Raw genomic sequence first — 15,090 nt, forward strand, 5'->3', positions numbered from 1 at the left:
AAATTATGTTTTAATTATCATAGAATAGTAAGAATAATTTGCCTTTATTCCTTATTTTGTTGATTTTTTAATTTTTTTAGTTTACAATTTATTATGAAGAAAATTTTAACAGAAGAGGATATTGTAAAAATAATTGAAAAAAGACTTCCGGAGATTATTGAGAAATCACCCTTTTTAAGATTAAAAATAGAGGAGATAATGGATAAAAGGGCAGTAACAAGGGAGGAGATAAAAGAGATACTTAATGAATTAAAAGCTCAAAGGGGAGAATTAATAGTTCAAAGGGAGGAATTAAAATCTTTAAAAGAGGAATTAATAGTTCAAAGGGAAGAACTAAAGGCTCTAAAGGAGGAATTAATAGTTCAAAGGGAGGAATTAAAGTCTTTAAAAGAGGAATTAATAGTTCAAAGGGAGGAGCTAAAGTCTTTAAGGAAGGAAATGGTAGATGGTTTTAAGATTTTAAGAGATGCTATAACAGCATTAGGTGCAAGGTGGGGTATTTTTGCGGAGGAGGCTTTCAGAGAGAGTATGGAGGATATTTTAAAGGAGCTTGGTTTTTATGATGTTAAGAAATGGGAAGATTATGATAAAGAGGGGATGGTTTTTGGTTATCCATCAACAATTGAGGTTGATCTTGTTATAAAGGATGATAAGCATTATTTGATAGAGATAAAAAGTAGTGTATCGGATGGTGATGTTTTGAAGTTTAAGAGGATCGGGGAGTTTTACGAGAAGAAAACAGGGGTAAAACCCGAACTTTTCATAGTTTCTCCTTATATAAGGGAAGAGGCAAAGGAAAAGTGTAAAGTTTTTGGAATAAAGTTTTATAGAAGAGATTAAAAATTAATGTTGGAGGAAGATAATGAGGGGAGACCAAAAAGGATTTCTAATAATAAAAGAAGGAGGAAAAATTTTTTATGTGATAACATTAAATTCTAAAAGGTTTAATTCCACAGAATAATTTCAAAAGATAAATTTATTTTCTTTGAGATAAGCTCAAATCCATTCAATTCTTTCACAAAAATTAAATACTATCTTCCTTAACCCTCTAATGTTATACTTAAACTTTATGATATTAAAGGAGAGTGTTTAAAGACATTTATAAATGGAAGACAAAATGCTGGTATTTATGAAATTAAATGGGATAGAAAAAATGATAGAGATAAAAAGATTCCCGAAGGTATTTATTTCTTACGCCTTGAAACAAATGATTGCACAATAACAAATAAAATGATAATAATCTATTAATTAATTTTTTTTATTTTTTTAATAAAATTCTTAATTTTTTTTTCTTTAAAAAAGAAGGAACCAATACATAAAACATCAGCTCCAAGATTAATTACATAAAAAATATTTTCCTTATTCAACCCACCATCAACTGCTATTTCAAATTTTAAATTATCTTTTTCTTTTATTTCCTTTAATTCCCTTATTTTAAAAGATGCACTTTCAATAAACTTTTGACCTGAAAATCCAGGATTTACTGTCATAACAAGAACTCTTTCAACATCTTTTAAGTAAGGTAAAATTCTTTCGATAGGTGTTTCAGGGTTTATTGCAATTCCTGCCCTTGTAAAATGATGTATTTCCTCAATTGTTTCTTTAACTTTATCTGTCGCCTCTACATGAAAGGAAATAAGATGAGGTATGGAGTTTTTAAACCTTCTTATATACCTTAAAGGGTCAATAATCATAAGGTGAATATCAAGGGGTAAATTTGTTAATTTTCTGATTGCTTCAACTATCATTGGACCGAAAGTAATATTAGGAACATATACTCCATCCATTACATCAACATGGATTAAATCCGAACCTGATTTTTCAATTTTTCTTATTGTTTTTTTTAAATCTGAAAAATCTCCCGCAATTATGGAAGGTGCAATTTTTATTTTCATCGCATAAAGTAAAAATAAATTGTAACAATTATTATAGTGAGAATATTCATAAAAAATCCAATTTTTGCTAAATCCTTAACCTTAACATCACCAGTGCTTAAAATTATTGCATTCGGTGGAGTTCCTGAGGGAAGCATAAAAGCGAAAGAAATACAGAGTGTTGAGGGAAGCATCAGAAAATATGGAGATAGATTTAAAGCCTTTGAAAATTCTCCAATTATGGGTAATAGAAGGGAAGCAGAGGCAGTGTTTGATGTAACTTCTGTAAAAAAAACAAGAAAAGTAACAAGGATTAAAAGAAATAAAAAGGGGGAAAATATTGAAGATATATTTTTTATGTAATTACCAATAAAAGCTGTAAAACCTGTTTTTTCGTATGCATCAGCAAGGGCAAGACCACCTCCAAAAACATATAAAATTCCCCAGGGGATTTCTTTTGCTTCCTTTGAATTTAAAAGGGTTTCTTTCCCTCCTTTTCCTCTTTTAATGAAAAAAAGTAAAGAAGAGCAAAAAATTGCAATACTTGAATCCTCTATATATTTAAGATAGGAAAATTTAGAAAAAAAGGGTCTTATAAACCATAAAATTATTGTTAAAATGAAAATTAAAAAAACTCTCTTTTCATATTCTGTTAATTTTAACTTTTCCTCTTCAATTTTTATTTCAAAACTTTCTCCTTTTATAAAGAAAAATTTAAAAAAAAGCAACATAAAAATAAAAATTATTATTGCAAGGGGAGCAGCATATCTTATCCATTCAATAAAAGAAAAAACATATTCCTTTCCAAAAATTTTCTCCACTATTCCAAGATAAATAATATTAGGGGGTGTACCTACAGGTGTTAAAATTCCCCCTATTGATGAGGAATAGGCTGTTGAAATTAATAGAATTTTTTTAAAATTTGAATTTTCCTTTAACTTTATACCTTTTAAAAGGGAGATAGCAATGGTATATGAAATGATTGTGGCAGCAGTATTTGATATCCATCCTGAAATTAAAAAAGTGGCAAGGGAAATACCAGCTAAGAAAAAAAATGGGCTTTTAGGAAAAATTGATATAAAAAACATAGAAATTTTTTTAGCAAGTCCTGACACTTCAATTGCTTTCGCTATGAAAAAAGATCCAAGGAATAAGAAAATTAGGTGGTTTCCATAGGATAGAGCAGTATCTTTAACACTCAAAATACCAAAAAGAGGAAAAAGAAAAAGCGGAAAGAGCCCCGTTATTTCTATCGGGACAATTTCAAATATCCATGAGTAGGCCATTAAAAGGGTAATCGAAAAAATTTTATTAAACTTAAATGGAAAAAGTAAGGGAATAAACAAAATCAAAAATAGAATAAAAAGTTTTAGATACGGCTTTCTATTTGTTTTTCTAATCAAAATTCAATTCAATCATAAATTGTATTTAAAATAAATAAAACAAGTTCTTCATATCTCAGTCCATAGGCTTTTGCTTCAGCTGGTAAATCGGATAAATCTGTCATACCTGGCAAAGTATTCACCTCAAGTATATAGGGTTTTCCATCTTCAGATACAACTCCATCGACTCTTGAAAAACCCCTACATTCAAGTGCGAGGTGTGCTTTAAGGGATATCTTCTGAATTTCTTGAGTCAATTCAGGAGAAAGTTCTGCTGGTAAAATAAATTCTGTTTCTCCTTTTGTATATTTTGCTGTATAGTCATAGAATTCTCTTTTTAAAGGTCTTAATTCAAGGATAGGTAATGGGAAAGCCTTTTTGCCTGTTCCAAGAATTCCAGTTGTTATTATTTTTCCTTTAATATATTTTTCAAGGAAAAAATCTTTAAATTTATTTTTATTTTCCTCAAAATTTCTTATCACATCTTCTCTACTTTTACAGATTGAAACACCAAGACTTGAACCCTCATCTTTTGGTTTAAACATCATAGGGTATCCGAATTTCTCTTCTGCTTCTTTTAATTTTTCTTCAAAATTTTCATAGTGGTATATTGTTACAAAGGGTGGTGTAGGGATTCCTTCACTAATGAATATTTTTTTTGAGACAATTTTATTCATACCAAGGGCGGAACCAAGGACACCACTTCCTGTATAGGGAATACCAAGCAGGTCGAGAAAACCTTGAACAGTTCCATCTTCTCCTGGTTTTCCATGCAGAATATTAAATATAACATCAAAGGGTTTACTTTCAAGTATTTCTTTAACAAAATCATTTTTAATTTCAAGAATTTTAACATTTAAATTCCAGTATTTAAGAGCTTCAAATACTTTTCTTCCGGATCTTATGGAAACCTCTTTTTCACCAGAGGTTCCGCCACAGATAACAAGTATAATTTTATCTTTAAATTTTTTTAATATTTCTTCCTTATTAAATTTCATAAATTGTAATGATAAAAAATAACCTAATCAATAGTCAAAAATTCCTTTAAAAATTAAGTTATTTTAAAGGTATTGTGATTTAACACATTTTACCCTTTTAATTTCAATATGGAAATATTTGGTAAGAAGTTCTACATTACTTGCAGGAGTTTTAACTTATTTTGCATGGATTAATGGTAGATGGATGAAAGAAATGATAAGTAAACAAAAGGAGATGCTAAATAAACAGAACGAAATTTTAAATAAACATACTGAAATATTAAACAAGCAGACAGAAATGTTAGAGAAAATAAGTGAGATGCTTTACAAAATGGATGAGACTTTGAAAGTTTTGGAAAAGAATGCAGAGGAAAGGCATAGGGAAGTAATAGAGCTTATAAGACATTTAAAATAAAAAAGAAGTTTTTGAGGAGTTAAGAAGAAAATCTAAAAAGTTTATCTTTTAAAGATTTAGAGGCTCAAAGACGGTTTTAAAGAATTTTATATTTTCAAATTTTTTAGATAGACTCCAGTATATCTAAGTAAAAAATCTTCAAGGAATCCTAATGGAACTTTACCAATCTAAAATGTTATGTGCTCTATACTATTTGATATAAATAATCTTTTTTCCTCCTTCTTTTATTCTGGTGTTTATGAGATATATTCCACTCTTTTTGAGTTTTAATTCTGTTTTCCCCTCGCCTTTTATTTTAAAAGATTTAATATTTCTTCCCTGTATATCAAAAACCTTTATTTCAAAGGGTTTATCTAAGCCTTTATAGTAAAGGAAGGGTTTTCCCTTCGAGTAAAAAATCCTTATATCTCCTTCTTTAATTAATTTTTCTTTCAGGTCTGTTAAACCACTGTTATAAATTTCACAAACAGCCATAATTATAGGGTCTGCAGGATGGTTGCTGTATATATCCAAAAGAGGTTGCCAGGATGTTCCATCATAAATAAAACTACGATTGGAAGAAGGTGAATAATCTTCCCAGCATATTGCTGGATATCCATTTATATTAATTATTTCAAGACCCACAAAAAACATTTCACCTGATAAGAATTTTATTGGAGAAGGTAAAGGAGCAAAATTGAGAGAATATCTTCTCTGAGGATTATTCTCAGGATAATCTTTAAAGGAAAGGATAGGATTTATATTAGGCATACTACCAGAGGAATTAAAAATTTGAACAAAAAGGGAATCAATGGGTGTTCCATCATCACTGTAAGTTAAATATAAAACTCCTTTAAGTTTTATAGAATCATAAGGCACTGTAAAACCAGTTGCAACTCTGTAAGAGTTTGGTAACAAAACAATGTTCGGATTTGTTATTTCATTATGATTATAGAGGAGTTTTCCAAGGGTTTTTTCATAAATTGAACTTTTACCAATATTAGAAAAGGCATCTTTTGCTTCAAAAAAGTAATATATTCTTTTACCAGCACCTAAATAGGGGAGGGTAAAATAGAAAAATTCTCCCCTTGTGCTATCAAAGGGGATTGTAAAAGTATCAATGTTTGAAGTTTCTTCAAAATATTTAAGATATGCTTCAGTAACAGGAGTAGGATCAATTATCCTTGCTTTTAATACCTTTGGAAAATAAAAACTTGAAGTATCAGGAGGTTTATTATATATTATAAAAGGTTTTCCTTTATCTTTTGTTTCACCGACAACCATTAAATTATCAAAGAAAATACCAAACATATTTAGACCCGGGTCTGATTCAAATCTTAATCTTATATAAGCGGAATCTTCCCCTGCAAGCCCTGATATGTCAAGAGTTTGACTTGTCCATGTTCCCTGATAACCAGTATATTTTGCTATATTGTTGAAATGAATACCATCACGGGATATATCAATATAACAGTAATCAAAACCAGTCTCTATCTGATACATCGTGTAAAAAGTGAGTTTTACTGTTTCTAAACCTCTTAAGTCGATGGGTTTTGTTTTTGAATAAATACGAGCCATATTGGGATAATTCTGAAATGCCTTTTCACAGAAGGAATAGTTTCCTCTATAAGAGGTTTCAGAAGTTCTTTCAAAACCTGGTTCAAAATTGGAAAGTGTCCTTTGAGAATTTTCAAAATCATCCCATAAGGGAACATAGAGGGTTTTGAATGTATCAATAAAAATGTTATCTGAATAGTTAGCATCAGAAGAAGGTAAAAGTTCAACTTTAAAAATGTATTTCTTCGGAACATTATAATAAACTGGTTTATTAAAAGTAATAACTGTTTTCTCAAAAGGCATAAGAGGAATTACATACTCAGTATCAGAAACAAGAACTATTGATGTATTTTTCTCCTTTATTTCAAGAATACAGGGTGTAAGAGAAGAATTAACCGCACCTAAATTTTTTACTTCAATGCTATAATTATATAAAACATAGGGATTTTTTACTGGATATATGCTATCAAAGGCAATTTCATAGGGATAAAGGGTATCAATTGCTAAATTGGGGAGAAGAGGTTTTTGATATTTTAGAAGCCCCTCAATAACTTTTGATATAAAGGTATCTCTCTTAAAAGAAGAAGAAATGTCTTCAAAAGAAGCAGAAAAGAAAACAAGGCGACCAGTATCATTAACTAAAGGGAACTTTCTATAAAGCATTATACAGGAATCAGGAATAGAGCTCGGATGTTTGTTAGCAATTAAAATCCTCATAGCTCCCTGTGTTAAGGTAATAAGATCCTGGAACCCATTAGCATTAGAATTGTTTGAGAAATTGTCAAAGGAAAAGTAAAAACCACTAAAATAAGGTGCAGAAGAAATACCACTTGCACTAACATTTGCAAGGTCTGTTTCCTCATATGCTTGGACACCAACAAATTTTGGCCAGGTACCCCAGCCAAGACCCAACTCAAAATTGTATAGAACATCAGGTCCTAAAAGGAAAAGTTTACCCCCCTGGTTTAAATATTGATACATAACCTGTGTATCTGAGGCTGAAAAGGGACCTGAAGTCCAAGCAGGGTTATCCCAGACAACAACTTTGTAACTCAAAAGGGTATCAAGAGGTGGTATTCCCTTTAATGAATAATCCCAAATTTTATAAATGTAACCAAGGTTGGAAAAGGAATTAACAATAATCTGTTCATAAGGAGTTCCGTTATCAAGAGTTCCTCCTCCATCATGGTCAATGAGAAGTATTTCGCCCCCATTTAAAAAGGAGAGAAAAATAAATAAAATTAAAAATTTCCTCATATTAACCTCCTTATTTTATTATTAAAACCTTAACATTTTTGTTTTCTTTCTTTAAAAGATAAATTCCCTTTCTTTTAGGATTTAAAACTTTTTGACCTGTTACAGAATACTTTGAATAAGACTTAAAAAGTTCATTTATTCTATTAGAAGTGGTTATAAAAGAAAATTTAACTTTTTCTTTTCGTTTAAATTCCGTGATATCCTCCTTCACTTCCACTATACCGAAATATCTCAATATATCGTATATTACCTTGTGCAAAAGGGTAAGTGTACCTGTACCTGTAAGTGGAACTGATTCAAGAGGAAAAGCAAAAAATACTGTATTTGAGGTTCTTACTCCTGCTCCCCTATATTGACCAGTTGTTCCATATTTTAAACAGATTGTTCCATTTAATGTATCATTTAAAATTTCATCAGGTGAGATATTATTATCAGCCCCACTTGAGCTTCCAAGATATAAAAACCATCCACTGGTGAGAGGATCACCTGATAGACCTTTTGCATAATTTTTTCCTGATCCAAGAGGAACATAAAACTTATCAACTCCAAGATAGTCCCTAAAGAAAAGGGTATCAAGGGGTGTATTTATATTTTCAGCAGCAAACTGGGAGGTAAAAACAAGTTTTCCTCCTAAGGTGAGGTAATTTATCATTGTGTCAATTTCAGAGGAACTTAGAACATTTAAACTGTCATTCCCAGTAGCCCATATAACAATTGGCGGCATTGAAGTGGAAAGAGTGGGAATTCCTCTTACACTTGATTTCCAGATATCGTAAGTGATATTAAGTCCATAAATCTCATTCATTTTTAAAATTGCTTTCTCGTAATAGGTATAAAATTTATTTGTATTGTCCGTATAATAAACAAGAATATCAGGGATACCTATAAAGAAAGTAAATTTGTTCGTAGGATAAAAAGTTTGAGGAGATGCATTAATTTCAAATAAAAGTGTATCCCTCGCATTTAAATTATTTAGTAAAATTTTAAAGGTATCAGAGGTAATGTTGACAGAGACACCTTTAGGAATAACTTGATTATATTCAACAATACTATCAACAATACTGTATCCAAAAGAAGGTTTTAATGTAACTCTGAGGTGATTAACGGGTTGTGGACCTTTATTCAGAACAGTGATTAAAATTCCAATCAGTTCTCCACCTTCATAAAACCTGTCATTATCTCCATTTATTTCTACAATCTGGAAATCGATTATTTTAGCACCTGAAGTAAAAGGATAAAGCAAAGACCTATAAGCATTTACTCTCCCTGCTCCAAGTTTACCTTCATACCCAGGATTTAAAGTATCAATATTTTCTGCTCCACCTTCCAGATACTCTTCAACCTGTTTTGGTGTTAAATTTGGGAAATGAGAAATTATAAGAGCACATACTCCGGCTGCATTTGGACAAGCCATACTTGTCCCCATCCAGGAATCGTATCCATTGTTGGGAATAGTGCTCCATATATCAACCCCTGGTGCTGTAACATCAACTGAATCACCATAGTTAGAAAAGAAGGCTTTTTTATCTAATTGATTAGAAGCAGCAACAGAAATAACACCTCTTAAACTTGCTGGATAAAGATAAGAACTTGTGTTCTCATTCCCGGCTGCTGCAAGAACAGTTACCCCTTTTAATCTTGCATAGTCAATTGCAGCCTGCATCATATTTCTTTGAGAAGAAGACCAACCATAACCACCCCAGGAATTGTTTATTACCTTTAATCCCATATTTGCTGCATAATAGTGGGCTTCAACAGTCCCGTAAAAATTTATATAAGAAGTATCATTATAAATTAACTGACAGTTCATTCCTACAGCCTTTATTTTCCACCCTATACCTGAAATACCAATTCCATTATCTGTAATTGCTGCCATTGTTCCTGTAACATGTGTTCCATGATCCCATCCTACACTCGGCTGAGGAGAAGGGTTCCATGTCCCCCATGTAAAATTCCATCCTATAAGATCATCCACATATCCGTTACCATCATCATCAATACCATTTAAATCCTGGGGATAATCAAATTTACCATTTCCGTTTAAATCTTCACCAGGATTAACCCATAAGTTATCCCTTATATCCACATGTTCCCACCATAGACCTGTATCAGCAGCACCAACTACAACTGAGGAATCACCCCTTTCTATATCCCATGCCTCAGGGACCTGCATTTTCGTAAGATTCCACATTTGACTGAAATAAGGGTCATTGGGAATTACATCAACAGGATAAGCTATATTGGAAAAGGCATCTTTAACAATTTCAAGACCTTTAAGATTTTCTATTAATTTTTTATTTTCTATTTCCTCAGGAAATTTAATAAGGAAAATGAGATCAAGATCAAATTGTTTGGCTTCCTTAGGAATTACTCCTTTTGTTAATCTATCTACTTCATAAACAGAAAATTTTTTTAAAATAAGATCAACATCAGGAATCCCTGTTTCAATTTTTTCCTTGTTATAAACTATAAGATTTCTTGCTTCCGGCTTTAGCCATATTATTACCTGCCCCTTTATTTCTTTACCAATGCCTAAAAAGCCAATAAGTAATAGTTCAATCATATATTAACCTCCTTTTAATCCCCCCATTATAACATAAATTTTTATAATTGTCAAACCCTTGTAGAATCCTTTTTCTATTCTAATATTATTAATTTATTTTTAATTTCTTTCCCTTTATTTTTCAAAACTAAAAAGTAAGTCCCTGAAGTTATATTGTAATTTTTAAGTGGAATTTCAAAAGAGAATATCCCTCTTTCCATCAATCTATCAGTAAAAATTATATGTTCTCTTCCAGCTGTATTAACAAGTATAAGGTCAATCTTTCCTTTCTCTGGATTAAAAAGAATAAATTTTAAATTTTTGTTTTTTGATAAAACTTTATTTTTAATTTCAAGTCCAAAATCAAATCCAATAAATCTTACTTTAATGGGTCCCATATATTTTTTTCTTCCATCTGAAGCAATTGAAATGAGTTCATATATATATTCCTTATTATTTTTAATATCTCTATCTATATACTCAAATTCTTCTTTCAAAGATATTTCAGTATATATGATTTTCCCATCTTTTTTAAGTATAGAGGTTCCATTTTTAAAAATTCCTAAAGCTTTTAAATGAATTCTATCCTTGAAGGGAATTGCTACAAAGTAACTTTCTTCTTCTCCCATCTGGCTCCCAAGGTCTCCTGTGATAACAAGAGCAAAAGGAACACCATTTGCGCCCGGTGCTGGAATATTTCTTCCTATAATGTCAATATAATAAGTTCCGGGTGTAGGAGTTGTTCTATAGACAAGTTCAACTGTATTTCTGTTATCAAAACTTCCACCGGTTGCACTCTGGCCACCTAAAAAAACATTTCCTCTATATAAATTTAAATTTGGGTCAATTACTTTAAGATCAAGATTATTCACAATAGCAGGATTTGCATTAACAGCTGCAGGAGCATCAAACCATACAAGAACTATTTTTAATGGGACACTGTTTGAAAGAACTGATACAAAATACCTCAAGGAATCACCTGTTCCTGTTATTACATTTTCAGCAATTCTTAAATCTTTTACATCACCAGAAAAATATAGGGTGTTTCTTACATTAACTCTCCCCCATCCAAAATTTTGGTCATAAACATTTGTTGCTAAAAAATTTGTTGAGGATATTGCCATCGCTTTTAAAAGGACTCCTGATGGAATGAATGCATCAGATGGATTTTTTGCTCCTGATGGATACCATCCTTCAGTAAAGTATTGCCTTATTAAAGAAAGAGCTCCTGCAACAGAAGGGGTTGCCATAGAAGTTCCAGCCATTCCTATCTGGTCACAGTAAGAATGGGGAGGATAATTTGGCCAATCATTCCAGGCAGAATGCACATAATCAGTTCCTGCCCCTCTTCCCCCAATTCCACATACATCCGGTTTTATTCTACCGTCAAAAGCCCATCCTCTGCTTGAATAGTTAGCAATATTATTTATATTATTATGCTGTAAAGCTCCTACACTTAGACAGTTTTTTGCAACAGAAGGTGCGGTAACTGTATTATTTTGAGGACCTTCATTTCCTGCTGCAAATACAAGTAAAAAGTCTCTATTATTCCACATAAATTGATCTACTTCCCGTGCTGCACTTGAATAAGCATTATTTGGTGTATTGCAATTTGGGTCTCCACATTCTCCCCAGGAGTTAGAGTGAATTCTTACTCCACGATTTCTCGCACTATTTAAAGGATTTGTAAGATTTGTTCCATAATCAAAATATGTTCCATCATACACATCCTGTATAACAAGTCTTGCATTTTTTGCAATACCGTTATAATCTTTGTCACTCGCATCCTGAGTATTATCACTTGGATCAATTTTACCTGCAAGGGTTCCTCCAACATGTGTTCCATGGTCAGCACCACCGTTTGGCTGATTATCACCTGCACCATAATTTTCATAGGCTAAAACCTTTCTGTGATTATTCCCAGGTGGATCTCCCTGAGGATCCCAGAAATAACAATCATAAAAGTCAAGACCTGTATCCATATAACCTATTATCTGGTTTTCCCCTCTTATACCTTTACTCCATATAAAGGTATCATTTGTATTAGCAGTCTGTAATGCCCATCTTATTACTTCATTTAAAGGTTTATTCTTTGGTCTTTCTTCAATAAACTGAATGTCAGGGATAAAGGCGAGTTTATCTACTTCTGAAGGAGAGGCTCTTATTATTACCTTTTTTGTGTATTCATAAGATTTACCAATTACTTTAAAGGAAAGGGAAGAAACAATTTTTTCAACATAATCAGGATCACTATCTTCAAAAAGCAAAAGATTTATATCCCTTTCAAAATTACCTTCTGAAAATTTTAAAATCTTAAAGCCAGGATGAAAAGGTAAAATGGATCTAACATTTTCATTTTCTTTTATTTTATTTAAGAATATATCCTTAATTTTTTCTTTTATTTTTACAATGTAAGCATAATTGGGAATATAGTCATAAATTAAAACTTCTTCACTTTTTAGAAATTCAATCCATTCTCTTTTTATAGGACCTTTGAATTGAATAATAAAATATTCAGTTTCCTTTTCATCAATTTTTAGAAAATGTGGTAGAGGGTCTTCTTTTAATGGGTCAAAGTTGTATTTTCCAATATTTATCCTAAAATCCTCAGAAGAAAAGCTTTCATTTGCATTTAAGTTTATAATCAAAAATAAAATAACTAAAACTATCTTTAAACTCATACTTTTAAAATTTTTTTTTATAAGGATTCGAACCTCTATAATATAATTTTAAAAATTAAATTTTTCTAAAATCAAGTAGTAAATTTAATAAATTTTTATTTAAAATTAACACATGAAAATATTAATCTTTTTATTTTTTGGAAGTTTTAACCCACCTATAAATAGTTTTGTGTTAAAAAATAAACTTAATGTATATCTTGTTAAAAATGAAATCTCACCAATTGTAACTCTTCTTCTTGCTTTCAGAGCAGGAGGAGAATACCAGTCTCCTCATGATGCTGGTCTCTTTCATCTTGTTGAACATATGTTCTTTAAGGGTAATAAAAAATATAAGACCCAGGAAGAATTTATGGAAAAAATAAGGGAACTGGGAATTTTATATAATGGTGCTACATCTATGAGCTATGTGATTTATTACTATACATCCACAAAGGAAAATTTAAAAGAAGTCCTTGAATTCTCCTATAATGCTATCACAGGGATACTTTTTGATGAAAAGGAATTGGAAAAGGAAAGAATGGTTGTTCTTGATGAATATAATAGGGACTATTCTGACCCTTTAGAAAATTTCTATATGGATATTTCAAGGTTATTTTATGAAGAACTATATTATAAAACAGACCTTCTCGGACCAAAATATAACATTTTAAAGGCAGATAAAAAAATAATGCTTAATCAGTATGATAAATTTTATGGTCCTGAAAACTGTTTTCTTATAATATCAGGAGATATTGATTTTAAAGAAACAGAAAAAGTTGTAAGAAAGATTTTTGAAAGATGGAATAAAAAGGTCTTTTATCAGAAACCTGAAAAATTACCTGAATTGAAAACAAAAAAATTTTTAAGTATCAAATCACCCCAAGTTAGGTCTGCAAGAATTGAAATAATATTTAGAGGACCCGGAACTCTTTATGAAAGAAAGGATACATATATAGGAGACCTTGTAACGAGAATTTTTTCTTTACCCTATTCACCCTTTCAGAAAGAGTTTGTTAATACAGGACTTACAGGTAGTGCTTCTCTTTCCTATTACACAAAACCTTCAACAGGTGAAATTTACCTTTCTTTTGAACTTGAAAGGGAAAAAATTGAGGAAGTAAAGAAAAAGATTGATGAACTTTTAAATTCTATTGATGATGGAAAATGGTTTCCTGAGGAAATAATTGAAGATGCTAAAATATCAATTGAAAATGAATTTTCTCTGAAAACAGAAAATCCTGAAGTATTTGCCCATGAACTTGCTTTCTGGGTTACAACCGCGGACCTTGATTACTTTGTAAATTACGTTAATGAAATCAAAAAAATAAATAAGGAAGATATTAAAAATTTCTTTAATAAATACATAAAAAATAAAAATTTTGTTATGGGAATAATTGAACCTGAGGAGGAGTAAAATGAAAAAATTAATAGTAAGTTTTATTCTTTTTAATCTTTTATTTTCAGAGGTTTTATTTTTAAAAAATGGAATCCCCCTTATATATCGGAAAGTTGAAGGGATTGATGTAATAAGTGCAGGTGTTTTATTTAAGGGAGGTGTAGCTAAGTATAAAGAAGGAATGGATGGAATAGAGTTTTTTGCTTTAAACTCCCTTCTTGAAGGAACAAGGGAATATCCGTTCCCGGAGCTTCAAAAAATTTTTGTTAAGGAAGGGATTCTCAAAAGAGTTATTGCTGACCATGATTATTCTGCTTTAATTTTAAAATCCCCTTCAAAAAATTATAAAAAGGTAATTGAAATTTTATTTAAAATTCTGAATGAACCTGAATTAAATCCTCAAAGGATTGAAGTTGTTAGAAATAACTTAATTCTCAGAGCAAAAAGAAAAGAAGAGGAACCAGACCAGAAATTATTTATTTTGCTAAATGAAGTTTTTTATAAAAATCATCCTTATAAAATAGAACCTGAAGGGAAAATAGAAACTCTTAAGAACTTTAAAATAGAGGATATAAGAAATTTTCTTGAAAATAATTTTTACTCAGGAGGTATTGTTTTAGGTTTTGTTGGACCTCTCGAAAAAGAAGAAATTTTAAATCTCTTTGATGAATTATTTGGAAAAATTGAAAAAAGAGAAAATATAACCCCCGAAATTCCTGATTTTTCTAAAAAAGATACATTTTTTTATATCAAAAAAGATGATTACGAGACAAGTTATATAGCAACAAAATTTCCTGTTCCTGATATAAAAGATAGAGATTACCCTGCAATTTTAGCCTTATCAGAAATTTTATCCCAGAGATTTGAAGAAAAGGTGAGAACAAAAGCAGGTATTTCCTATGCAGTATGGGCTGGTGCTTCAATGAAAAAAAAGAATTATGGTTACTTTTATGTTTCTTCCTCTTTCCCTGATTCAGCCTGGAAATTGATGATGAAAGAAGTTAATGAAATAAAGGAAAAAGGTGTTAAAGAAAAGGAAATTAAAGAGTCT

Annotated in this window: 10 protein-coding genes; 4 read left to right on the top strand and 6 right to left on the bottom strand. The window is 30.7% G+C overall.

Annotation, left to right across the window (positions count from 1 at the left end; genetic code table 11):
- Nucleotides 1–93: 93 nt before the first annotated feature.
- Nucleotides 94–840 (top strand): DUF3782 domain-containing protein, encoded by a 747-nt coding sequence (locus ABIN73_06370; protein MEO0269347.1) that lies wholly within the window; start codon nucleotides 94–96, stop codon nucleotides 838–840.
- Nucleotides 841–1,244: 404 nt separating this feature from the next.
- On the opposite strand, the gene rpe is transcribed toward ABIN73_06370, so the two are convergent.
- The 3 genes from rpe to ABIN73_06385 are packed head-to-tail and all read right to left on the bottom strand — an operon-like array spanning nucleotide 1,245 to nucleotide 4,254.
- Nucleotides 1,245–1,895, bottom strand: coding sequence for a ribulose-phosphate 3-epimerase (rpe, locus tag ABIN73_06375; protein MEO0269348.1), 651 nt, complete (start codon nucleotides 1,893–1,895; stop codon nucleotides 1,245–1,247).
- The gene (locus ABIN73_06380) at nucleotides 1,892–3,277 is read right to left on the bottom strand and encodes an SLC13 family permease (GenBank protein ID MEO0269349.1); all 1,386 of its coding nucleotides are present in this window, start codon (nucleotides 3,275–3,277) and stop codon (nucleotides 1,892–1,894) included. The genes rpe and ABIN73_06380 overlap by 4 nt, the downstream gene beginning before the upstream one ends.
- Nucleotides 3,278–3,285: 8 nt before the next feature.
- The gene (locus ABIN73_06385; GenBank protein ID MEO0269350.1) at nucleotides 3,286–4,254 is read right to left on the bottom strand and encodes a D-alanine--D-alanine ligase; all 969 of its coding nucleotides are present in this window, start codon (nucleotides 4,252–4,254) and stop codon (nucleotides 3,286–3,288) included.
- A 118-nt stretch (nucleotides 4,255–4,372) separates the two neighbouring features.
- Between ABIN73_06385 and ABIN73_06390 the strand changes: the two genes are divergently transcribed.
- Nucleotides 4,373–4,648: a hypothetical protein gene (locus tag ABIN73_06390; GenBank protein MEO0269351.1), complete on the top strand. Its 276-nt coding sequence runs from the start codon at nucleotides 4,373–4,375 to the stop codon at nucleotides 4,646–4,648.
- A 189-nt stretch (nucleotides 4,649–4,837) separates the two neighbouring features.
- Here the strand turns inward: ABIN73_06390 and ABIN73_06395 are convergent, their stop codons facing one another.
- The 3 genes from ABIN73_06395 to ABIN73_06405 all read right to left on the bottom strand — a co-directional run bounded on the left by ABIN73_06395 (nucleotide 4,838) and on the right by ABIN73_06405 (nucleotide 12,664).
- Nucleotides 4,838–7,441, bottom strand: coding sequence for a hypothetical protein (locus ABIN73_06395; protein MEO0269352.1), 2,604 nt, complete (start codon nucleotides 7,439–7,441; stop codon nucleotides 4,838–4,840).
- Nucleotides 7,442–7,451: 10 nt separating this feature from the next.
- On the bottom strand, nucleotides 7,452–10,004 hold the full coding sequence (locus tag ABIN73_06400; GenBank protein MEO0269353.1) for a S8 family peptidase: 2,553 nt from the start codon (nucleotides 10,002–10,004) through the stop codon (nucleotides 7,452–7,454).
- Between the two features lie 74 nt (nucleotides 10,005–10,078).
- On the bottom strand, nucleotides 10,079–12,664 hold the full coding sequence (locus tag ABIN73_06405; protein ID MEO0269354.1) for a S8 family serine peptidase: 2,586 nt from the start codon (nucleotides 12,662–12,664) through the stop codon (nucleotides 10,079–10,081).
- Between the two features lie 112 nt (nucleotides 12,665–12,776).
- Here ABIN73_06405 and ABIN73_06410 point away from each other — a divergent pair, with 112 nt between their 5' ends.
- Complete coding sequence (locus tag ABIN73_06410; protein ID MEO0269355.1) at nucleotides 12,777–14,057, top strand: pitrilysin family protein; 1,281 nt, start codon at nucleotides 12,777–12,779, stop codon at nucleotides 14,055–14,057.
- Nucleotide 14,058: 1 nt separating this feature from the next.
- Nucleotides 14,059–15,090: insulinase family protein (locus ABIN73_06415; GenBank protein ID MEO0269356.1), on the top strand; the 1,032-nt coding region annotated here is incomplete at its 3' end.

This window comes from candidate division WOR-3 bacterium, from assembly GCA_039804025.1.
Taxonomy (GTDB): domain Bacteria; phylum Hydrothermota; class Hydrothermia; order Hydrothermales; family JAJRUZ01; genus JBCNVI01.